Origin of the sequence: Microbacterium sp. ProA8 (genome assembly GCF_039905635.1) — a bacterium.
Classification (GTDB): Bacteria; Actinomycetota; Actinomycetes; order Actinomycetales; family Microbacteriaceae; genus Microbacterium; species Microbacterium chionoecetis.
This window is the reverse complement of record NZ_CP157000.1, coordinates 3,890,824-3,911,062: the sequence shown is the minus strand read 5'-3', so window position 1 is coordinate 3,911,062 and position 20,239 is coordinate 3,890,824. Positions and strand designations below refer to the sequence as shown.

The following is a 20,239-nucleotide window of genomic DNA, read 5'->3' as shown; positions in this document are numbered from 1 at the left end:
GACAGGTCAGGCCGAGGAGGCGGCGGCTCCCGCGGCGAACCCCTCGGCATAGGCCTCGTCGGCACCCAGGCGGAACATGTCGCGCTCGAGCGGGCGCACGATCGACCGCGCGCCGGGAAGATCCAGAGCCCCGACGAGGTCGCCGCGCCCGCGGACCACGGCGACGGGACGCCGCGCCGCCTTGCCCTTGACGAGATCGGCCGCCGCGGCCAGCTCGTCGGCGACGCACGGCATCGTGACGACGAGCGGGCGGCCCTCGGCATCCGTCCCGCCGCGAAGGTCCTCGAAGACCTGCACGCCGCCGGCGCCGATGGCGTGATCGGTCTGGCCCTCGCGCCACGCCCGGCCCAGGGTGTCCGACACGATGACGCCGACCTCGACGCCGAGCCGCCCGCGCAGCCCGGCCGCGATCGCGCGAGCCGACGCGTCGGGGTCGACCGGCAGCAGCAGCACGGTGCCGTCCGGGGTGTTCGACGCATCCACGCCTGCCGCCGCCGACACCATGCCGAGGCGGTTCTCGACGATGCGCGTCGTGAAGCCGTTCGGGGTGGTGCGGGATGCCACGACCCGCACGGTCTCGGACGTGATCGCGTCTTCGCGGTCATCTGCCACGACGAAGCGGTCTTCGGCCTTCGACACGATCTTCGAGGTCACCACGAGGATGTCGCCGTCCGCGAGCTCGTCGCCCGCGGCACGCACGATGACGTCGACGAGGTCGGCGCCGGCCTCGATCTCGGGGATGCCCTCGAGGGGCCAGACGGTGAGCGCGGTGCGGAACGGCATGGCTCCAGTCTTCCCGAAAACGGCGAGGGGGCATGCCCGGCGAACCGGACATGCCCCTCGCTGCGAAGCGGACAGCGGTGGATCAGCGCACGAAGCGCACCTCGGTGAGGGTCTCGCCGAGGAAGGGCTCGGTGTGCGAGGCCCCGTCGAGCGTGAAGCCGTTGCGCGTGTAGAAGCGGTGCGCCCTCGGGTTGTCGTCGGCGACCCACAGGTACACGCCCTCGGCCGGCTCCACGACGGCGTCGAAGAGCTTCTGCCCGATGCCGGTGCCGTGGAAGGCGTCCAGCAGGTAGATGAAGTACAGCTCGCGGAACCGCGGCGCGTCCTTGTCCCGGGCCGGGCCGGAGCCGGCGAATCCGACGATCTCGCCGCCGACGAGAGCGGCGAACATCTTGAACTCGGGGCCCTGGACCGCCCAGTGGGTCCACAGCTCGGCGAGGCGCTTGGGTGAGACCGCCTCGAGGGCGGCCTTGCTGATCAGGTGGTCGTACGTCTCGTGCCAGGCGGTCGCGTGTACGCGGCCAAGGGCCTCCGCGTCGACGTCACGCACCGGACGGACGACGATGTCGGTCTGGGTTTCGGCTTCCATGGCCAGACTCTACGCGCGTCGGCGCGAGACCTGAAATCCGGCGAACGGCGGGTGAACACCGGGTGGCGAGACGTGTTGCCGTCCGGTCTCGCAGGCATCAGCACCGCGCAGATGTCGGAATTCGACAATCGAATCGGCGGACCCGTCGCGGATCGCTACCATCGCACCTCGTGAACGTGATGTGGCGGACCTTGCTCGTGATGCTGACCGCGCGCCGGCGCCTGCGTCGTCGCGGGCGCCTCGCGCCCACCGGGATCAGCCGGATTCGGCTGACCACGCTCCTCACCGACATCGACCTGCTGCTCCACATGAACAACGGCCGCTACCTGTCGCTGTTCGACCTCGGCCGCTGGGATCTCCTGGTGCGCACCGGGCTGTGGGACGTCATGAAGGCGCGCGGGTGGTACGCCGTCGTGTCGAGCGAGACCGTCACGTTCCGCAAGTCGCTCAACCTCTGGCAGCGGTTCGACGTCGAGTCCCGCATGATCGGCCACGACGACAAGGCGGTCTACCTCGAGCATCGCGCGGTCGTCGACGGCGAGGTCTACGCCCGGGCCATCATCCGGGCGCGCATGATGAAGCGCTCCGGCGGCACGCTGTCGCATGACGAGCTGTTCGCCGCGATCGGGCGTCCCGAGGGCGTGCCCGAGGTCGACGAATGGGTGCACGACTGGGCTGCGGCATCCGCTCTTCCGCCCACCCGTGCCGAGGCGCCCAGCGTGTGGAGCTGATTCCCGAGTCGGGCGCGCTGTCTGTCAGCGCAGCAGGGCGGTGGCCACCAGCCCGATGGCGGCGATGATGCCGACGTTGATGGTGGTCAGCACGAGTGTCCAGAAGCGATCCGGCTGCACCGTGCTGAGAGGGCGGTGATCGACGGCGTCGAGGGCCGCGCCGAGGGATGGGTACGTGCCGAGCGTGCGGCTGCCGCGCGTGGCGACGTACGCTTCGCCGTCGCGTTTCACCTCGCCGACGACGCGTCCGTGGCGGTCGGCCCGCCACTCTCCTCGCTGAGGTCGCGTCCAATGGACCGCCCAGCTGGTGTCGAGGTCTTCGGCGTGCTGTGTCATACGAAGACGCTAAGCAGGCGTCATTCGCGGCACTGCCTCTTGACGGAACTCGCGCGATCGGCTAAGTGGGAGGCTCAGGCTCGGGGACCATCGTCAGCCCGCCGGGGGAGTTGGCAGCCTTGGTGAGCGCCTCGACCCAGGCGGGGTTCAGGCGCGGCTGCCGTCCGCCGAAGTACTCGAAGGTCAGCGTGACGTTCGGGCTGAGCCAGATCGAGGTGCGGCCGAGGCCGCTGCGCATCGGGTCCGTCCAGGTGAACGGAAACGCCTCGCCACGTCGCAGCTTGGCCCAGATGACTGCCTGCAGGTGCGCGAGGATGCGGTCGTCGAACGAGACGGTGACCCGTGAATCGTAGGTGAGCGTGCCCATCGCCTCCAGAGTAGTCGGCGCGGGGCGAGTCGGCCACGCAGACGTGCTCCTCGGTTTCGATTCGGCCGCGAGAGGCTGCTGACGCGGAGTATAACTAATTCGAGCGCTCGTGTCTGGTGTTGCGCGAATCTATCGACTCGTCGAATCTGGTGGAATGGTCAGCTCGCCTCAACTCACTCGGGACTTGCGTTCGGCGCTCTCAGCCGGCGAGCTGTGGGTCGCGTTCCAACCGCAGTACGACCTCGTCGCGACACGTGCCGCGCTGGGGGCGTCACCGCCTGTGCCCGTCGCGGTCGAGGCGCTCTGCCGCTGGAACCATGCGCTTCTCGGCGCGGTCTCGCCCGAACGGTTCATCCCTCTGGCGGAGGCTGGGGAGTTCCTCGATGAGATGGATGCGCAGGTGTTCTCGCGCGCCGCAGACGAGATCGCCCGCTGGCGTGCGGAGGGGCACCCGCTGTCCCTCGCCGTCAATGCTTCCCCGGCGCACTTCTCGTCGCACTATGCCGAGACGGTGCTCGCCCGACTCGACGAACTCGACCTCGACCCGGCGGTCATGACCATCGAGATCACCGAGGCGCCGTCACCGCAGCTGCGCCCCCCGATGCTCTCGGCGATCCAGTCGCTCCACTCGGTCGGCGTCGCGATCTCGGTCGACGACTATGCCGCGGGCGACACCACGGTCGAGATGCTCGAGGCGCTCCCCATCGACGAGGTGAAGATCGACCGGTCGCTCACGCAGCGGACGGATGCGGAAGCGGATGACGCGATCGCCGCCGTGGTCGAGAGCAGCAGCGACCACGGCTGGCGGGTGGTCGCGGAGGGAATCGAGACCGTCGCCGACCTGGAGCGTGCGGTGGCGCGAGGGTGCCACCGCGGCCAGGGCTACCTTCTGGGGCTGCCGCTGTCGGTGGTCGAGATGGACGAGCTGCTCGCCCGCGTCTGACAGCGGCCGCGGCGGCCGCCATCTCGGTCGGCGGTCAGAGGCCCCCGGTCAGAGGTCGCCGGTCAGAGGCCCCCGGTCAGAGGTCGCTCGTCAGAGCCCGTAGTCGCCGGCGTCGTCGGAGGGGTCATCCGCCGTCGCGCCCGCGTCCCCGACCTCGAACTGCGACCAGGTGACGGGCATTCCGGGCGAGAAGAGGATGTCTACGCCCGGGCCGCCGCGCAGCGGGGGGATGTTCACATACCCGCCACCCGCCTTGATCGCCTCGAGGATCTTGCCCTTGAGCTCCGAGACGGGGTCGGGGAGGAAATAGTCGCGTCCGTCGACAGTCAGCCGGTTCACGATCGCCATGGCCCTACAGTACCTGCCGACGGGGCCGGTTAGGATCGACCGGTGGGCACACTTCACTACGGCTCCCCACCGGCATCCTTCGAGATCGAGGACCGGGCGCTTGCGCATATCGAGCTCGTCATCATGGCGAAGCTGCGTCGACGCGAGAACCTGTCGTTCTCGCTGGTCGACCAGCAGACGTCGGCACGGCAGGCGGTGTGGATCTCACCCGTCACCACTCTGCGCTTCCAGTACGACGGCCCGATGCCCGACATCAACCGGCTGTGGCTGCAGGACCTCGTCGACACCGCGAACTCCTCCACGGGGCTGCGCCTCGTGCCGGAGCCGGAGCTCCCCTCACGCTGAAACCCGGCCGCCCCCGTCGCGCTTTGCGCGATACATCGCGGCGTCCGCAGCGACCAGCAGCTCGCCCGGGGCGGCGCCAGGCTCCGCCCCGACGACGCCCGCCGAGGCGTTCACGGCGATCTCGGTGCCCCGGATCATGATGGGCTGCCTGATCGCCTCCACGGCGCGCCCCGCAATGGCGGCGGCCTCGGCGGCTCCGGCGCCCACGCAGACCATCACGAACTCGTCCCCGCCCAGACGCACCACGGCGTCCGAGGCGCGGGAGACGCCGCTCAGTCGCTTGCCGATCGCGGCGAGCACCGCATCGCCCATCTCGTGCCCGTAGGTGTCGTTGACGACCTTGAAGTCGTCGAGGTCGAGGAACACGAGGGCGACCGGCCGGTCGGGGGCCTGCAGGAGCTCTTCCAGGCGGTCGTCGAGGAAGCGACGGTTGTGCAGGCCGGTCAGCGGGTCCCGCAGCGCGAGTTCGGCAAGTTCGGCCTGCGTCCGCGCCGTCATGGCCACGCGGATCTCCTCGCCCAGGTCCAGCGCGTCCTGAGCGTGCTCGCCCCAGGGAAGGCTGCGCCCGGTGACGCTCTCGCGCCAGGCCGAGAACGATCGGCGCGGCGAGAGCGGATGATCCCGGTTCTCTGAGCGCTGATCGCCGAGCCAGTCGATCGAATGCGCGACCTCACCGCGCAAGAACACGAGCGTGTCGCCGTCGCCGCCCAGCGGGACGATGAGCAGGCCGGCCACTCCCGGCGACTCCACCGCCAGCTCGGGGTGTTCGAGCGGCAGCGCCTCCCAGACGAGCCTTCCCGGCTCGAGCGCGCTGAGCGCGGCGAACAGGCGGTCCGGGGATGGCACGACGCCGACGGTGTGGACAGCTCCGTCTATGCGGAGGAGCGCGCCATCCGACGGCACCACGTCGAGCACCGTGCGCTCGCCTGTCATGAGGACCGCGCCGACGTCGCTGCGACCGTACAGGGGCGCGATGATCGACAGGCGGCGCTCGCGGGCTTCGAGCTGCCGGCGCAGCCGGTGGATCTGATGGGCGGCGGCCAGCTGAGTGCCGACCTGAGCCGCCATCACCTCGATCGCCCGGCGCAGCAGCACCGGTATGCGACGGGGCGAGCGATGCGCGCACGTGAACATCCCGACCAGGCGATCCTCGATGAGGACGCCGAAGGACACCGTCGAGACCTGACCCATGTTCCGCATGAACTGGAGGTGGTGGGGCGAGACCGCGCGCAGTTCGGTCGCGCCGAGATCCACGGCTTCCTCTTCCGGCAGCAGCGTCTGCAGGGCAAGTCCCGCGTCCTCGGTGTTCGCGATCACGCGTGAGCGCTTCTCGATGTAGAGCGCGCGTGCCTGGGAGGGGATGTCGGATGCCGGGAAGTGCAGGCCGAGATACGGCTCCATGTCGGGCTCGCGCTCGTCCGCGACGACCTGTCCGTGGCCGTCGTCGTGGAAGTGGTAGCACATCACGCGATCGAACCCTGTGATGTCCTTGATCTCGCGAGCGGCCTGTCGACGCAGCTCGTCGGGATCGGAAAGGCCGGCCAGGCGCTGGATCGCGCTCACCACGCCGGTGCGGACGTAATCGAGGTCGGGGACGATGGGCTCGAGTTCGACGAGGAGCGGTGTCGTTCCGCGATGCGCGATGACGTCATACAGCGCGCCTTCGAACTCGGCGCGCACGGGGTCGATCGCGACACCGTGCCGGATGGCGGCGAGCAGGGCGTCACTGCCCGACTCGCGCAGGTCGCGGCCGAGCCACCGCTCGACGTTCTCACTGGCGACGACGACGACGCCGGTGGCCTCGTCGATGCCGAAGAGCATCCCGTGGGACTGGATCCGGCCGATGGTGCGCAGCGACTCTGTCGCGCACTCTCGCATCCTGAGGAGCTCCGCGGCTTCGCTTGAGCCATCGCCGTCGAAAAGGAGGGAAGAGAGTTCTGTCAACGCATGACCTTCGGTGCATTCGGGGGGACGGGGGGAACTGCGCTGGCGAGGCAACCCATCCTATGCGCCGGGTGCTCCGGGTATCGAAGCCCCTCAGGCGCGCCCACGCGGCTAGCGCACTGCGCACCACCGCGCAAGCCGTTTGCCGGGGCGGGACAGGTGCGGTTGCCTGGACGATCGAGGGCGTCGGCGAACGTCGGCGCGGGAGGGGGAGTGGGCCGTGGACACGACCACCCTGATCTGGATCATCGTCGGCATCGCGATCGTGCTCGTGATCGTCGTCGTCGCGCTGCTGGTGACGGCGCGCGGGCGTCGCGCCCGGCGCCAGGAGCAGCAGCACAATCGCGCAGAGAAGCTGCGGGCCGACGCGCGGGAGACTGACCTGAAGGCACGTGAGCACGAGGCCGAGGCCGCCCGTGCGCGAGCGGACGCGGCTGCCGCTTCGGCTGCGGCCGAAGCGGCGAAGGCCCGCGCCGCCGAGGCGTCCATCGACGCCGAGCGCCGCGCCGGCACGATCGATGAGCACAGCGGCGAGGCAGACAAGCTGCGACAGCGACAGGCGGAGACCTTGCGCAAGGCCGACGACGTCGATCCCTATGTGGGCGACGACGGCCGGTCGAACTCCGCCACCGCCGTCGATGCAGACGGAAACGCGACCACTCGCAGTGCGAACACGGTCGACGACGCGCGGACCGTCCGCGATGCGAACACCGTCGACGACCGCAATGCTGTGCGTGACGCGAACACCGTCGACGACCGCACCACGGCTTCCGGCGACCCCATCACCCGGCCGCCGGCGCCGCAGACCCGCACCGATCGCACCTGACCGGCGACCGGTACGGCCGCCGGAGCCCTCGACCGCCTAGCGGCCGGGGGCTCCGGCATCCGCCCGGCCAGGAAACGCGTCGCGCAGCGCGCGGCGCACTTCGAGGATGCCGGCCCGAGCCTGCGATGCCGTGCGCTGCGCGCTGAAGATCTCGCGCGTGGGAAGGTCGGGCAGATCGAGCAGGGTCACTGGCGCCGCCGCTCCCTCCCACAGCAGGTCGGGCAGCACCGCGACCGCCTGCCCGGCGGCGACCAGCCGCGCATGGGCCGAGAGATCGGCGAGTTCGTAGCGCACGTCGGGTTCGAACCCGGCGGCGCGGCACTGCTGCACCGCCCAGAGCCGCGCGGCGGTGCCGGCGGGCTCCATCACCCACGGCCGGTCGCGCAGGTCGTCGAGGGAACGGGCCGGGTCGGCGGATGCCACGGCAAGGTGGATCGGATCGGTTCCGAGCGTCTCGCGGTCGAGACCCTCGGTGTGAGCGCGCGTGTGTCCGGGGTACTGCTCGGCGATGACGAGATCCACTCCGCGAGCGGTGAGCTCGAAGAGCCCGCGCTCGGGCGGCATCTCGACGAGTTCGACACGCAGGTGCGGAGCGCGCTCGGCCAGGAGCGCCAGCGCCGCGGGAACGATCGCGAGGGCGGCGGTCTGCATGACGGCGACGCGCACCGGTGCCAGGCCCGGGTGCAGGGACTCGAGCTCGCCGCGCGCCCGCTCGTCGAGGTCGAGCGCGCGGGCGGCGTGCGCGGCGAGGATGCGGCCGTGCTCGGTGAGCCGCACCCTGCGGCCGTCCGGCGCGAGCAGCACCACGCCGGCCTCTTTCTCGAGCTGCGCCAGCTGCTGCGAGATCGTCGACGGGCTGTAGGCGAGCGCCTCCGCCACCGCGGCCAGCGTGCCTCGCAGCGCGAGTTCGTGGAGCAGTCGCAACCGTCGCAGCTCGAACAACAGCATCCCATCGATGAATCCGAACAATACAGATCGTAGATGATCGCTATTCACGAATGAACGGATGCCTCAGCCTGGACCTCATGCAGCAAGTCGACGGCAGAGTGCCCACGGACGCGCCGGCTGGGCACATCGGGGTGCAGGCTGGTCTCAGGGATTCGAACGACGTCACATCTGGAGTGCGAATGGAAGAGGGACCCGAGGGGCGCCTGGCCGCCGAGGCGGTGTCGCTCGCGCAGCGATGGGTCGCCGAGAGCGCCGAGGCCCAGGTCGATCCCGCAGCCGAACGCCTCGCCGGTGTGCTCAAAGATCCCAACGGCCTGCCCTTCACCATCGGCTTCGTCGACGGCGTGATGCGGCCCGAGAGCCTGTCGGCCGCGGCATCCCATCTGCAGCGTGTGGCCCCCCTCGTGCCGGGCTTTCTGCCGTGGCACCTGCGCAGCGCGGTCCGCGTGGGCGGCGCCGTCGCCCCCGTGCTGCCGTCGCCGGTGGTGCCGATCGCACGACGCGTGCTGCGCGGCATGGTCGGCCATCTCGTCGTCGACGCGCGGCCCGACAAGCTCGGGCCGGCGATCGCGGCGCTGCGCGAGAGCGGCGCGCGGCTGAACCTCAACCTGCTGGGTGAGGCGGTGCTCGGCGAGCAGGAGGCCCTGCGCCGACTGGAGGGCATCCACGAGCTCATCCGCCGGCCCGATGTGGACTACGTCTCTGTCAAGGTCTCGGCGATCGTGAGCCACATCTCGATGTGGGCGTTCGACGAGGTCGTCGAGAAGGTCGTCGAGCGGCTGCGGCCGCTGTATCTCACCGCGGCCACCGACGGCACCTTCATCAACCTCGACATGGAGGAGTACCGCGACCTCGATCTCACGATCGCGGTGTTCACGCGGCTGCTCGAAGACCCTCGGCTGCGGCTGCTCGAGGCCGGCATCGTGCTGCAGGCGTACCTTCCCGACGCCCTTCCGGCGCTCGAGCTGCTCACCGCGTGGGCCCGGCAGCGGGTCGCGGCCGGCGGCGCGCGCATCAAGGTGCGGCTGGTGAAGGGCGCCAACCTCGCCATGGAGCGGGTGGAAGCCGTCATGCACGACTGGAGTCTGGCCACCTACGACCAGAAGGTCGACTCCGACGCCAACTACATCCGGTGCCTGCGCTACGCGCTGCGCCCGGAGCACACCGCCGCCGTGCGGATCGGCGTCGCCGGCCACAATCTCTTCGACATCGCGTACGCCTGGCTGCTCGCCCGATCCCGCGGGATGAGCCTTCAATCCCGGTCCCTGAGCCCGTCGAAGGGCACTTCGACAGGATCGGCGACCACTCCCGATGCTTCGACGGGCTCAGCACAGGCGATATCGGGCGCCGCCGGCGCGTCGCCCGATGTCGAGTTCGAGATGCTGCTCGGCATGGCGCAGGGGCAGGTGCAGGCGGTGGCCAGCGAGGTCGGCCATGTGCTGCTGTACATGCCGGTCGTGCGCCCCGACGAGTTCGACGTGGCGATCAGCTATCTCGTGCGGCGGCTGGAGGAGAACGCCTCGAGCGACAACTTCCTCTCCGCCGCCTTCGATCTCGCCGACGACCCCGCGATGTTCGCACGGGAGCGCGACCGCTTCCTGGCCTCGCTCGCCCGCGCCGACGACCCCGGGCTCAGGTCCGGCCCTCACCGCTCGCAGGACCGCCGCGCAGAGGCGGCCGCGCTCGCCGAGGCCGGCGGAACGGGCTCCACGGACCGCGCAGAGTCGCCTCGCGCGCAGGCGCGCCTGCGCCGCGCCGCGGCCGCCTCCGACGAGGCCGGTCTCACGCAGGCCGTGATCGGAATCGCCCGATCGGCCGTGCCCGGCGACACCGCTCCTCTCGAACGGGCCGTCCCCGAGCAGGTCTTCGGCGCCGAGGCGTTCGTCGAGACCGCGGTCTTCGCGCCCCGCGAGGGTGGGATGCGGGCCGCCGGCGCCCCGGGGTTCCGCAACACCGCCGACAGCGATCCGGCGCTGCCGGCCAACCGCACATGGGCCCGCGACATCCTGTCGCGCATCGAGACCTCGCGCGCCGGCGACGCGACCATCGCGGCCGCGCGCGTCACCGACGAGCCCGCGCTGCGGGCGATCGTGGCGGGCGTGCGATCCGCCGCACCCGCGTGGGGCGCCCTGCCCGCCGCCGATCGCGCGGGTGTGCTCACCGCCGCAGCGAAGGCGCTCGAGGCCCGCCGCGGCGAGCTCATCGAGGTCGCGGCCTCCGAGACCGGCAAGGTCTTCGCCGAGGCGGACGTCGAGGTGAGCGAGGCCGTCGACTTCGCCAACTACTACGCCGCCACGGCCCGCGAGCTCGACCGCGTGAGCGGTGCGGTCTTCGAACCGGCGCGGCTGACCGTCGTGACCCCGCCGTGGAACTTCCCGATCGCGATCCCCGCGGGCGGCGTCCTCGCCGCGCTCGCCGCCGGCTCGGGCGTCGTGTTCAAGCCGGCGCCGCAGGCGCGGCGCTGCGCGGCCGTCGTGGCCGAGGCGCTGTGGGCGGCCGGCGTCCCGCGGGACGTCCTCGCCCTGGTCGACATCGACGAGGGCGGTCTGGGGCAGACGCTCCTGTCGCATCCCGACGTCGACCGCGTGATCCTCACGGGTGCGTTCGAGACGGCGGCGCTGTTCCGCTCGTGGCGGCCCGACCTGCCGCTCCTGGCCGAGACCAGCGGCAAGAACGCCATGATCATCACGCCGACCGCCGACCTCGACCTCGCGGCATCCGATCTCATCAAGAGCGCGTTCGGCCATGCCGGACAGAAGTGCTCGGCGGCGTCGCTCGCGATCCTCGTGGGACCCGTCGGCCACTCGCAGCGCTTCGCGCGTCAGCTGGTGGATGCCGCAACCTCGCTCCGCGTCGGCGCGCCGTCCGACCCGCTCAGCGAGGTCGGGCCCGTCGTCGAGGTGCCGCGCGGGAAGCTCCAGTGGGCCCTCACGACGCTGGACGAGGGGGAGTCCTGGCTCGTCGAGCCGCGACGCGTGGACGGTCCGCCGGAGTACGCCGGAAGGCTCTGGACCCCCGGCATCCGCACCGGCGTGCAGCCGGGGTCGCGCTTCCACCGGGAGGAGTTCTTCGGGCCCGTGCTCGGGATCATGCACGCCTCGTCGCTCGCGCAGGCGATCGAGCTGCAGAACGCCGTCTCGTACGGACTCACGGCCGGCCTCTACACGCAGCATCCCGACGACCTCGCGCTCTGGCTCGATCGCGTCGAGGCCGGCAACCTCTACGTCAACCGCGGCATCACCGGTGCGATCGTGCAGCGCCAGCCGTTCGGCGGCTGGAAGCGCTCGTCGGTCGGAGCCGGCGCGAAGGCCGGCGGGCCGAACTACCTCGTCGGACTCGGCCGCTGGCGGCCCACCTCCGGCGCGCCGGCGTCGGCGACGCTGCACCTGCGCGGACTCGACAGCCGGATCGCCACGCTGATCGAGGCGGCCCAGCCGTCACTGGACTATGAGGCGTTCGAGTGGCTGCGCCGTGGCGCCCTCTCGGACGCGATCGCGTGGGACCGCGAGTTCGGCCAGGTGAAGGATGTCTCGGGCCTCGGCGTCGAGCGCAACCTGTTCCGGTACCGCCCGATCCCGGCGGTAGCGCTGCGGGCGACGGCGGACGCCTCGTGGCAGGCCGTGCTGCGGGTGGTGGTCGCGGGTCTGCGCGCCGGATCGGCGCTCACGCTGAGCGCCCCCGTCGGGCTGCCCGCTGCTGTGCGCCGCGTGCTGGCGGACGAGGACGTCGCCGTCTACGTCGAGACCGACGATCAGTGGCTGCAGCGGCTGACCGCCGACGAGGATGTGCTGGCCGCCGTCGCCGACGCCGGCCCGGCACCCCGGCCCTCGCGGGTGCGCCTGATCGGACCGGCGGACTCCGTCGCCGCCCTGCACACGACGGTGGCCCGGGCCGTGGGCGGAGACCCCGACCTCGCCGTCTACGACAACGAGGTGACGACGGCCGGGCGCCTCGAGCTGCTCCCGTTCCTGCGCGAGCAGTCCGTGACCATCACGGCGCATCGCTTCGGCAATCCGGACCGCACCTTCGAGGCCGTGATCTGAGAACTGTTACCTCACCGAGGCCTTCGGGGCTGCTGCTGATCGCTAGTATCCCGCCATGGGCACGTGGAGTGGGGAGCCGTTCGGCAACGACGTCGCGGCAGATTTCGCATGGGAACTCGATGAGCAGAAGCGGTGGAACGTCGTCAAGGATGCACTCCGCGAAGCGCTCGCGAGTCGGGAACCACTTGACGCGGACACCGCCTCGATCGCGATCGCAGCGGCAGAGGTCGTGGCGCACGGGATCGGTCGTCCGACCCAGTCGGACGCCTACACCGAGAGCGTCGAGAGCTTCGTCCGCCGGGCCCGCAAGCCCTCTGGCCGCCTCGTGAGAGCGGCCGAGCGCGCCGTCTCCGTCGCGGCCTCGGCGGACGGTGAGCTCGCCGAGCTCTGGGCCGAGAGCGATGCACAGAACTGGCAGAGCGCGAATGCGCGGTTGTTGGACGCGCTCACGCGCCGCTGAAACCTCTTCGGAAACCTCGACCGCACCCTGAAACTGCGATCTCAAGCGTGCAATCCCCGGCGGCGTCCTTGCGCGCCGCCGATGGTCGTTTCGTCTCGCTCCGTGAACTGGAATCGGGCGTGAACCTGGCTTGGGTGGACCGGGAGATAGGGACCCGTGACATGGGCGCGTTCCACAGATGAGTGATCAACTCATCGTCTTCTGCGTCGGCTTCGCCCTCGGCGCGGTCCTGTGTCTCATTCAGTACGTCCTGATCCGCCTGCGCCGTTGGCGGCGCAACCCTTACATCGGCATTGGGCTTCCCGTTACTCGTGAATCCGACGATGCATGGTGGGGTGTGCCCCAAGCCGCTGCACCGTGGATCGGTTGGGCCGGGCTTTCGGCGGCCTTCGGCGCCGTGCTGGCGGGCTGCGGGCTGTACGTCGGCGCCGATGCCGAGACTGCGGACGCCTTCTCAGTTGCCAGCGCCGTTCTCGGCTACGCCGGGGCCGGGATCTACTGGCTCGGAGTGAGGGCGGGTCAACGCGGTCTTCAGTAGGCCTCGGTCGTGGCTCGAGTTCTGTCGGAATCGCCGACCGCTCGGCAAACCTGCACCGCACCTTCAGACAGGTGATCTGAGGGACGGCGGATGCCGCAGGCCGCGGCATCCGTCATCGCTCGACCGGCGCCGTGGTGAGGCGGGCTAGTCAGCCTCGGTGCCGGGGAATCCGGTCGACTCCCGCGGCAGGATGCGGAACGCCGGCTTGATCGTCTCGGGCGGGCGCCGCTCGCCCTTCTCGCTGATGCGCTCGATGAGCCGATCGACGGCGATCGCGGCGATCTCGGCGCGGCCGGTGTCGACGGTCGACATCGACGGGACGGAGTACTTGCTCTCATCGATGTTGTCGAAGCCGATCACGGCGACGTCGTCGGGCACGCGAAGACCCTCTTCGCGGAGCGCGCGCAGCACGCCGAGGCCGAGCGTGTCGTTGAGGGCGAACACCGCATCGAACTCCACACCCTCTTTCACCAGGAGGTGCGTGGCGGCGGCGCCGCCTGCCCGGTTCCATCGGTGCATCGACGTCGGACGGACGAGAGCCGGGTCGAGCTCGATGCCGGCCTGTTCGAGGGCGCGCAGATAGCCCTTCAGGCGGAGGCTCGCGGAGCTCGCCTCGTCGCCGCCCTCCAGGTCTGCGCCGATCAGCGCGATCCGACGACGGCCGATCTCGAGGAGGTGCTCCACCGCGGCCTGCGACGACGTGGTGTTGTGCATGGTGACGTGGTCGGTCGGTCCGCCGAAGATCCGCTCTCCGAGCAGAACGAGCGGTCCGTCGCCGCTGAGCGCCTCTGCGTCTTCCTGGCCGAGGCTGACGGGGCTGAAGAGCATGCCGTCGAGGAAGCGCGGCCGGTTGCCCGTGACGGCGCGGAGCTCGGTGTCGCGGTCGCCGCTCGTCTGCTCGACCATGACACCCAGGCCGCGCTTCTCGGCCGCCCGGATCACCTCGTCGGCGAGCTCGGCGAAGTAGTTCTCGCGGAGCGAGGGGACAGCCAGCCCGATGACGCCCGTCCGCCCGGAGCGGAGGCCGCGGGCGGAGAGGTTCGGGCGGTAGTCGAGCTGCTCGATCGCCTCATTGACGCGGTCGCGCGTGCCGGGCCGCACATGGGGGTAGTCGTTGATGACGTTCGACACCGTCTTGATCGAGACGCCCGCCACCCGGGCGACGTCGTGCATCGTCGGTCCCATCGGTGCCCCAGCCTTCCGTGCGCTCCCTGCACTCTACTGCGTCCGCGCATGCGGCGACCGGTCCCGAAGAGGGGGTGAGGACAGGATGTCTCCGCGCAATGCAACGTTGTAAACCTAGTGTATCGTGCCGATGTGCGAGTCACGGAGGACCCACGATGCTGACGGCGAACGACTGGCCCATCGCGGCCGCGATGCTTTCCCAGGGCGATGCCCATCCCACCGGCGAGCCCGGCTCGCCGATCGAGCGCTGGCGCGCCGACCTCCTCGAGGTCAGCGACGCCGGCTTCGGCGAGGTGGATCTCACCGACTCCTGGGTGAGATACGGCGACCTTTCACCGCAGCAGGCCAGCGATCTCGGCCAATGCCTCGCATCCACCGGACTCACGGCCGTGTCACTCTCGGCGATCCGGCGCAGCGTCATCGACGAGCGACACGGCGCCGAGCACCTCGCGTATGCGCACCGGACCCTCGATGTCGCCGCCGAACTGGGCGTGGGGGTGGTGTCGGTCGGCCTGCATCGGGCACTGACCCCGGAACAGCGGGCGCAGCTCTGGTTCTGGACCGTCGAGGGCCACCGCGATCCCTTCGACGACGACGAGGCCTGGGCGCTGGCCGTGACCCGCCTCCGCGAGCTGGGCCGCCACGCCGGCGAACTGGGGATGCTGCTCTCGCTCGAGCTGTACGAGCACACCTTCCTCGGCACGGCGGCGTCGGCGGTGCGGCTGGTCGAGGACATCGGCCTCGATGTCGTCGGGCTCAACCCTGACATCGGCAACCTCATCCGCCTCCACGAGCCCGTCGAGGACTGGCGGGCGATCGCCGAGGCGACGATGCCGTACGCCAACTTCTGGCACGTCAAGAACTACACACGCGACGAGGATGCCGCCGCCGGCCTGTTCTCGACCGTGCCGACCTCTCTCGAGCTCGGCGTCATCAACTACCGCGACGCCGTGAAGATCGCGTTGCGCAACGGCTTCCAGGGCGTGATCTGCGTCGAGCACTACGGCGGCGACGGGCTCAGCGTGAGTGCGACGAACCGCGACTACCTGCGCGGCCGGGTCCTTCCCCGCCGGGGGTACACACCGGGAACCAGCCGCGTGCGTCAGGCGCACCAGGGGGAGGTGTCCGCATGACGCGGATCTTCTCCGACCCGGATGCCTTCGTCGCGGACGCGCTTCGCGGCTTCGCCGCCGCCCACCGGGAGGAGGTCGCCCTCGTGGACGGCGGCGTCGTGCGCGCACAGCCGCTCGAGCCCGGCCGGGTGGCGGTGCTCATCGGCGGCGGCTCGGGACATTACCCGGCATTCGCAGGCTTCGTCGGCCCGGGCCTCGCCGCAGGCGCCGTGTGCGGCAACATCTTCACCTCTCCGTCGACGGCTCAGGCGCTGCGCGTCGCCCGCGCGGCCGACGCGGGAGGCGGGGTGCTCTTCACCTACGGCCGCTACGCGGGCGACGTCATCCACTTCGGCGAAGCGGAACGCCGGCTGCGCGCCGACGGCGTCGACGCCCGCACCGTCCTCATCACGGACGACGTCGCGAGTGCTCCGCTCGACGCGCGCGACGAGCGCCGGGGGATCGCCGGCATCCTCTGCGTCTTCCACGTCGCCGGCGCCGCGGCCGAACGCGGTGACTCGATCGACGAGGTCGAGCGCCTCGCGGCGCACGCCAACAGCAGGACGCGCAGCCACGGCGTCGCGTTCGCCGGCTGCACCCTGCCGGGGGCGGACCACCCGCTGTTCGAGGTCCCGGACGGCGTGATGTCGATCGGGCTGGGGATCCACGGCGAGCCGGGCGTGCGGGACGTGCCTCTCCAGACGGCCCCCGACCTGGCGGTCACGCTGGCGGAGCCGCTGCTCGCCGAGCGACCCGAAGGCTGCACGCGGGCCGCCGTCATTCTGAACGGACTCGGATCCGTGAAGTACGAAGAGCTCTTCGTCCTCTTCGGATTCGTCGCCGAGCACCTCGAGAGTCGGGGGATCGAGATCGTCGAGCCCGAGTGCGGCGAGTTCGTCACGAGCCTGGACATGGCAGGGGTGTCGCTCACCGTGCTGTGGCTGGACGACGAACTGGAGGAGCTGTGGCGGGCACCTGCGTCCGCTCCGGGATTCCGCAAGGGTTCCGTCGCGGGGACCGCTTCCCGTGGGCTTCGCCGGGACGGGGCGACGCCCCGGAGGAATGCCGAGGCGGCTCCGGCGACGCGGGTCGCGGCATCCGTCGCCACCGAGGCTTCCCGCCGCGCGGCGCTGACCGTCCGGCGGATGCTGCAGCAGGCGCGGGACGCGGTCGGGGCGCAGGTCGAGCACCTCGGCGAGCTCGACGCCGTCGCCGGAGACGGCGACCACGGCATCGGGATGATGCGGGGTCTCCATGCCGCCGTCGATGCGAGCGGGGCGGTGGACGAGGGGATCGGCGTGCGGGAACTGCTCGAGAGAGCCGGCGACGCGTGGTCGGAGACCGCAGGCGGCACGTCCGGAGCCCTGTGGGGTGCGGCGCTCGCAGAACTGGGGCTGGCGCTCGGCGACCGCGATCGGTACACCTCGGCGGATGTCGCGGCCGCCGTCGCCGCCGCGTGCCGGCGGGTCGGCGAGGTCGGCGGGGCGAAGCTCGGCGACAAGACGATGCTCGATGCGATGGGGCCGTTCCAAGAGGCCCTGACGGCACGCGTCACGGCAGGCGAGGAGCTCGCCGCCGCGCTCGCCGTCGCCGCGTCCGCCGCGCGTGAGGGGGCGGACGCGACGTCGGCCATGACTCCTCGCCTCGGGCGCGCGCGCCCGCTTGCGGAGCGCAGCGTCGGGCATCCCGACCCGGGTGCCACATCGTTCTGGGTCATCGCCGACGCGGTCGCGCACGCCGCGGACGCCGGCACGGAAGTGGAGTGAGACATGGGTCTGAAGATCGTCGTCGGCGCGGATGACGCCGGCTACGAATACAAGGAAGTGCTGCGAGAGCTGCTCTCGAGCGACCCGCGCGTGAGCGATGTCATCGACGTCGGCGTCGCGAGCGCTGACTCCACCCCGTACCCGCGCGTGGCCGTCGCGGCCGCGCGGCTGGTCGCGCGGGGCGAGGCCGATCGTGCGCTGCTCATCTGCGGAACCGGCCTCGGGGTGGCGATCACCGCGAACAAGGTGCGCGGCATCCGCGCGGTGACAGCACACGACAGCTATTCCGTCGAGCGGTCCGTCAAGAGCAACAACGCGCAGGTGCTGACGCTCGGCGCGCGCGTCATCGGGCTGGAGCTCGCGAAGAAGCTCGTCGTCGAGTGGCTGGGTCATCACTTCGACCCCACGTCGCCGTCGGCGAAGAAGGTGCAGTTGATCGAGCGATTCGAGGAGGACGAAGGATGATCGGCAAAGTCGCGGTCGTGGGGTCGGGCTACATGGGCGGGGGCATCGCCCAGGTGCTCGCGCTCGCCGGAAGAGACGTCGTCCTCGCGGACGTCACCGCGGAGCTCGCGGCCGCCAATCTCGAGCGCGTCATCCGCGAGGCGGACGACTACGCCGCCCGGGGGCTCTTCCCGCCGGACGCCCGGGAGACGATCGCGGCCCGTGTGACGGCGGCTCCCTCCATCGAGGATGCCGTCGCCGACGTGGACTTCATCGAGGAGGCCGTGCCCGAGGTGGTGGCCATCAAGCACGAGACCCTGCGTCGGATCAGCACGAACTGCCCGCCGGGCGCGACCATCGGCAGCAACACGTCGACGATCTCCATCGGCACCCTGGCCGAGGCCGTCACCGGGCCCGAGCGCTTCCTCGGCGTGCACTTCAGCAACCCCGCGCCGTTCGTCCCCGGCGTGGAGGTCATCCCGCACGCCGGCACCCGGCCCGATGCGGTGACCGAGATCGTCGAGCTCCTCGGGGAGTGCGGCAAGGTCGGCGTGCCGATCACCGATGTCACCGGCTTCGTGCTCAACCGGCTGCAGTATGCGCTCTTCGGCGAGGCCGCCCGGCTCGTGGAGGAGGGGGTTGCGACACCGGAGGCCATCGACCTCATCGCCCGGACGACGTTCGGATTCCGTCTGCCCTTCTTCGGGCCCTTCGCAATCGCGGACATCGCCGGGCTCGACGTCTACGAGTTCTGCTACGACTCGCTGCACAGCGCCTATCCCGACCGCTTCGCCGAGCCCGAGATCCTCCGGGAGCGAGTGGCGCGCGGCGACAAGGGCCTGAAATCGGGCCGAGGCTTCCTCGCGACTCCGGCCGAGCGGGCGCCCGACCTGGCGGCGTACCGCGACGAGGCCTATGCCGCCCTGCGCGACCTCCTCGCCCGGCTCGGCGACGCGCCCGTCGACTACTGATCGCAGAACTTTCGCCGCCCGCCGAGAAAATTTCGTCCGGCCCTTGACAGTCATCGGGGGCGGTGGAAAAGTGTCTACAACGTTGCTCTACAACGTTGTAGACCAGAGCCGGATCGGACTCGCTTACCCGAGCGGGCGGATCTCGCAGCGGTCGTGCACCGACGAAGAAGTCAGCAATACCGAAAGGAAACTCCAGTGAAGACGAAGCCTGTCCTTGCTGCAGTCACAGCGCTCGCCTTGGTCGGCGCCCTGACTGCCTGCACCGCCGGAGATGGCGGCGACGAAAACGGCGGCGGTGGAGATGCATCCAACTGCTCCAACGAGATCAAGAACCCCGACGCCCCCGTCGTCACCCTGTGGGCGTGGTACCCGAACTCCGAGACCGTCGTCGACAACTTCAACGAAGAGAACGACGACGTCCAGGTCTGCTGGACCAACGCCGGCGCCGGCGGTGACGCGTACGACAAGTTCCAGACGGCGATCTCGGGCGGCAGCGGCGCGCCCGACGTCATGATGGTCGAGGCCGACCGGATCGCGGTCTTCCAGGCCCAGGACGCCCTCGTCGACCTGAGCGACCTCGGCTATGAGGACGTCAAGGACAACTTCAGCGAGGGCGCGTGGAAGGACGTCTCTGTCGGCGACGGCGTCTACGGCGCTCCGATCGACGGCGGCCCGATGGGCATGATCTACCGCACCGACGTCTTCGAGCAGTACGGCATCACGCCGCCCACCACGTGGGAGGAGTTCGAGGCGACGGCGCAGCAGGTCAAGGATGCCGGAGGTCCGGTCTTCGCGAGCTTCGCTGCGAACCAGCCCGCAGCGGTGACGGCGTACATGTACCAGACCGGCGCCGAGCCGTTCACGTACGACCCCGCCAACGAGGGTCAGATCGGGATCAACCTCAACAGCCCGGAGATCAAGCGAGTCCTCGACTACTGGGCGGGCCTCGTCGAGAAGGGCCTCGTGGGCACGGAGGACCAGTTCACTCCCGAGTACATCGCCGGCGTCATCGGCGGCGATTACGCCACGTACCTCTCGGCGGCCTGGGCTCCCGGCTACCTCCAGGGCGCGGGCGTCGGCGAGGGTGCGGACGAAGGCGTGTGGGCGACCGCTCCGCTGCCGCAGTGGGATCCGGCCGACCCCGTCGCGATCAACTGGGGCGGCTCGGCGTTCTCGGTGAGCAGCCAGGCGGACGACCCTGAGCTGGCAGCCAAGGTGGCGTTCGGGGTCTATGCGGACCAGGCGTCGCTCGATCAGGGCTGGCAGGACCAGATCATCTTCCCGCTCAACGTGGACGTGCTGGAGGATCCGGCGTTCCAGGACTACGAGGTGCCCTTCTTCAGCGGCCAGCAGGCCAACAAGGAGGTCTATGTCCCGGCGGCCAATGCCTACAAGGGCATGGTCTACACGCCGCTCCAGCAGTTCTACTACTCGACCCTCACGGAGCAGATCCAGAACATCAACGACGGATCCGCTACGGGCTCTGAAGCCGCGGACGCGCTCCAGGAGGCTGTCGTGGCCTACGCGGAGGAGCAGGGCTTCACCGTCGAGTGACATGGC

20 protein-coding genes are annotated in these 20,239 nt (G+C 70.5%); 12 read left to right on the top strand and 8 right to left on the bottom strand.

The features are described from left to right. Nucleotides 1-6: 6 nt before the first annotated feature. Nucleotides 7-783 (bottom strand): coenzyme F420-0:L-glutamate ligase, encoded by a 777-nt coding sequence (gene cofE, locus ABG085_RS17455; protein ID WP_347977013.1) that lies wholly within the window; start codon nt 781-783, stop codon nt 7-9. Nucleotides 784-865: 82 nt separating this feature from the next. Then, complete coding sequence (locus ABG085_RS17450) at nt 866-1,372, bottom strand: GNAT family N-acetyltransferase (RefSeq protein ID WP_347977012.1); 507 nt, start codon at nt 1,370-1,372, stop codon at nt 866-868. A 170-nt stretch (nt 1,373-1,542) separates the two neighbouring features. Here ABG085_RS17450 and ABG085_RS17445 point away from each other — a divergent pair, with 170 nt between their 5' ends. Beyond that, entirely contained in the window at nt 1,543-2,103 is a 561-nt protein-coding gene (locus ABG085_RS17445) for a thioesterase family protein (RefSeq protein WP_347977011.1), read from the top strand. Nucleotides 2,104-2,127: 24 nt separating this feature from the next. Here ABG085_RS17445 and ABG085_RS17440 read toward each other — a convergent pair whose 3' ends face one another. Both ABG085_RS17440 and ABG085_RS17435 read right to left on the bottom strand, forming a co-directional pair. Further along, nucleotides 2,128-2,439 carry a hypothetical protein gene (locus ABG085_RS17440; RefSeq protein ID WP_347977010.1) on the bottom strand — a complete coding sequence of 104 codons (312 nt, stop codon included), beginning with the start codon at nt 2,437-2,439 and terminating at the stop codon, nt 2,128-2,130. 61 nt (nt 2,440-2,500) lie between these two features. Next, a complete protein-coding gene (locus ABG085_RS17435) occupies nt 2,501-2,806 on the bottom strand; it encodes an ATP-dependent DNA ligase (RefSeq protein WP_347977009.1) in 306 nt (101 codons plus the stop codon). A 184-nt stretch (nt 2,807-2,990) separates the two neighbouring features. Between ABG085_RS17435 and ABG085_RS17430 the strand changes: the two genes are divergently transcribed. Next, complete coding sequence (locus tag ABG085_RS17430; RefSeq protein ID WP_347977008.1) at nt 2,991-3,749, top strand: EAL domain-containing protein; 759 nt, start codon at nt 2,991-2,993, stop codon at nt 3,747-3,749. Nucleotides 3,750-3,839: 90 nt separating this feature from the next. On the opposite strand, the gene ABG085_RS17425 is transcribed toward ABG085_RS17430, so the two are convergent. Next, entirely contained in the window at nt 3,840-4,097 is a 258-nt protein-coding gene (locus tag ABG085_RS17425; RefSeq protein ID WP_347977007.1) for a hypothetical protein, read from the bottom strand. 42 nt (nt 4,098-4,139) lie between these two features. On the opposite strand from ABG085_RS17425, the gene ABG085_RS17420 reads away from it, so the two are divergent. After that, complete coding sequence (locus ABG085_RS17420) at nt 4,140-4,442, top strand: hypothetical protein (protein ID WP_347977006.1); 303 nt, start codon at nt 4,140-4,142, stop codon at nt 4,440-4,442. On the opposite strand, the gene ABG085_RS17415 is transcribed toward ABG085_RS17420, so the two are convergent. Continuing rightward, a complete protein-coding gene (locus tag ABG085_RS17415) occupies nt 4,434-6,320 on the bottom strand; it encodes a diguanylate cyclase (RefSeq protein ID WP_347977005.1) in 1,887 nt (628 codons plus the stop codon). The genes ABG085_RS17420 and ABG085_RS17415 overlap by 9 nt on opposite strands. 286 nt (nt 6,321-6,606) lie before the next feature. Between ABG085_RS17415 and ABG085_RS17410 the strand changes: the two genes are divergently transcribed. Beyond that, the gene (locus tag ABG085_RS17410) at nt 6,607-7,212 is read left to right on the top strand and encodes a hypothetical protein (protein WP_347977004.1); all 606 of its coding nucleotides are present in this window, start codon (nt 6,607-6,609) and stop codon (nt 7,210-7,212) included. Nucleotides 7,213-7,248: 36 nt separating this feature from the next. On the opposite strand, the gene ABG085_RS17405 is transcribed toward ABG085_RS17410, so the two are convergent. After that, a complete protein-coding gene (locus ABG085_RS17405; RefSeq protein WP_347979233.1) occupies nt 7,249-8,154 on the bottom strand; it encodes a LysR family transcriptional regulator in 906 nt (301 codons plus the stop codon). Between the two features lie 185 nt (nt 8,155-8,339). Between ABG085_RS17405 and ABG085_RS17400 the strand changes: the two genes are divergently transcribed. The 3 genes from ABG085_RS17400 to ABG085_RS17390 all read left to right on the top strand — a co-directional run bounded on the left by ABG085_RS17400 (nt 8,340) and on the right by ABG085_RS17390 (nt 13,201). Next, nucleotides 8,340-12,203, top strand: coding sequence for a bifunctional proline dehydrogenase/L-glutamate gamma-semialdehyde dehydrogenase (locus ABG085_RS17400; RefSeq protein ID WP_347977003.1), 3,864 nt, complete (start codon nt 8,340-8,342; stop codon nt 12,201-12,203). Nucleotides 12,204-12,258: 55 nt separating this feature from the next. After that, on the top strand, nt 12,259-12,663 hold the full coding sequence (locus ABG085_RS17395; RefSeq protein ID WP_347977002.1) for a DUF4259 domain-containing protein: 405 nt from the start codon (nt 12,259-12,261) through the stop codon (nt 12,661-12,663). A gap of 178 nt (nt 12,664-12,841) precedes the next feature. Continuing rightward, nucleotides 12,842-13,201, top strand: a complete 360-nt coding sequence (locus ABG085_RS17390) for a hypothetical protein (protein WP_347977001.1) — start codon at nt 12,842-12,844, stop codon at nt 13,199-13,201. A gap of 144 nt (nt 13,202-13,345) precedes the next feature. Here the strand turns inward: ABG085_RS17390 and ABG085_RS17385 are convergent, their stop codons facing one another. After that, nucleotides 13,346-14,386, bottom strand: a complete 1,041-nt coding sequence (locus ABG085_RS17385) for a LacI family DNA-binding transcriptional regulator (RefSeq protein ID WP_347977000.1) — start codon at nt 14,384-14,386, stop codon at nt 13,346-13,348. A gap of 155 nt (nt 14,387-14,541) precedes the next feature. Here ABG085_RS17385 and ABG085_RS17380 point away from each other — a divergent pair, with 155 nt between their 5' ends. From ABG085_RS17380 to ABG085_RS17360, 5 genes are all read left to right on the top strand, one after another. Continuing rightward, entirely contained in the window at nt 14,542-15,519 is a 978-nt protein-coding gene (locus ABG085_RS17380) for a sugar phosphate isomerase/epimerase family protein (RefSeq protein WP_347976999.1), read from the top strand. Beyond that, on the top strand, nt 15,516-17,264 hold the full coding sequence (locus ABG085_RS17375; protein ID WP_347976998.1) for a dihydroxyacetone kinase family protein: 1,749 nt from the start codon (nt 15,516-15,518) through the stop codon (nt 17,262-17,264). Before ABG085_RS17380 ends, ABG085_RS17375 begins: the two co-directional genes overlap by 4 nt. 3 nt (nt 17,265-17,267) lie before the next feature. Then, the gene (locus tag ABG085_RS17370; protein WP_347976997.1) at nt 17,268-17,729 is read left to right on the top strand and encodes a ribose-5-phosphate isomerase; all 462 of its coding nucleotides are present in this window, start codon (nt 17,268-17,270) and stop codon (nt 17,727-17,729) included. Beyond that, nucleotides 17,726-18,679 (top strand): 3-hydroxyacyl-CoA dehydrogenase family protein, encoded by a 954-nt coding sequence (locus ABG085_RS17365; protein ID WP_347976996.1) that lies wholly within the window; start codon nt 17,726-17,728, stop codon nt 18,677-18,679. The genes ABG085_RS17370 and ABG085_RS17365 overlap by 4 nt, the downstream gene beginning before the upstream one ends. A gap of 195 nt (nt 18,680-18,874) precedes the next feature. Next, nucleotides 18,875-20,233: an extracellular solute-binding protein gene (locus ABG085_RS17360; RefSeq protein ID WP_347976995.1), complete on the top strand. Its 1,359-nt coding sequence runs from the start codon at nt 18,875-18,877 to the stop codon at nt 20,231-20,233. The last annotated feature ends 6 nt before the right edge of the window (nt 20,234-20,239 follow it).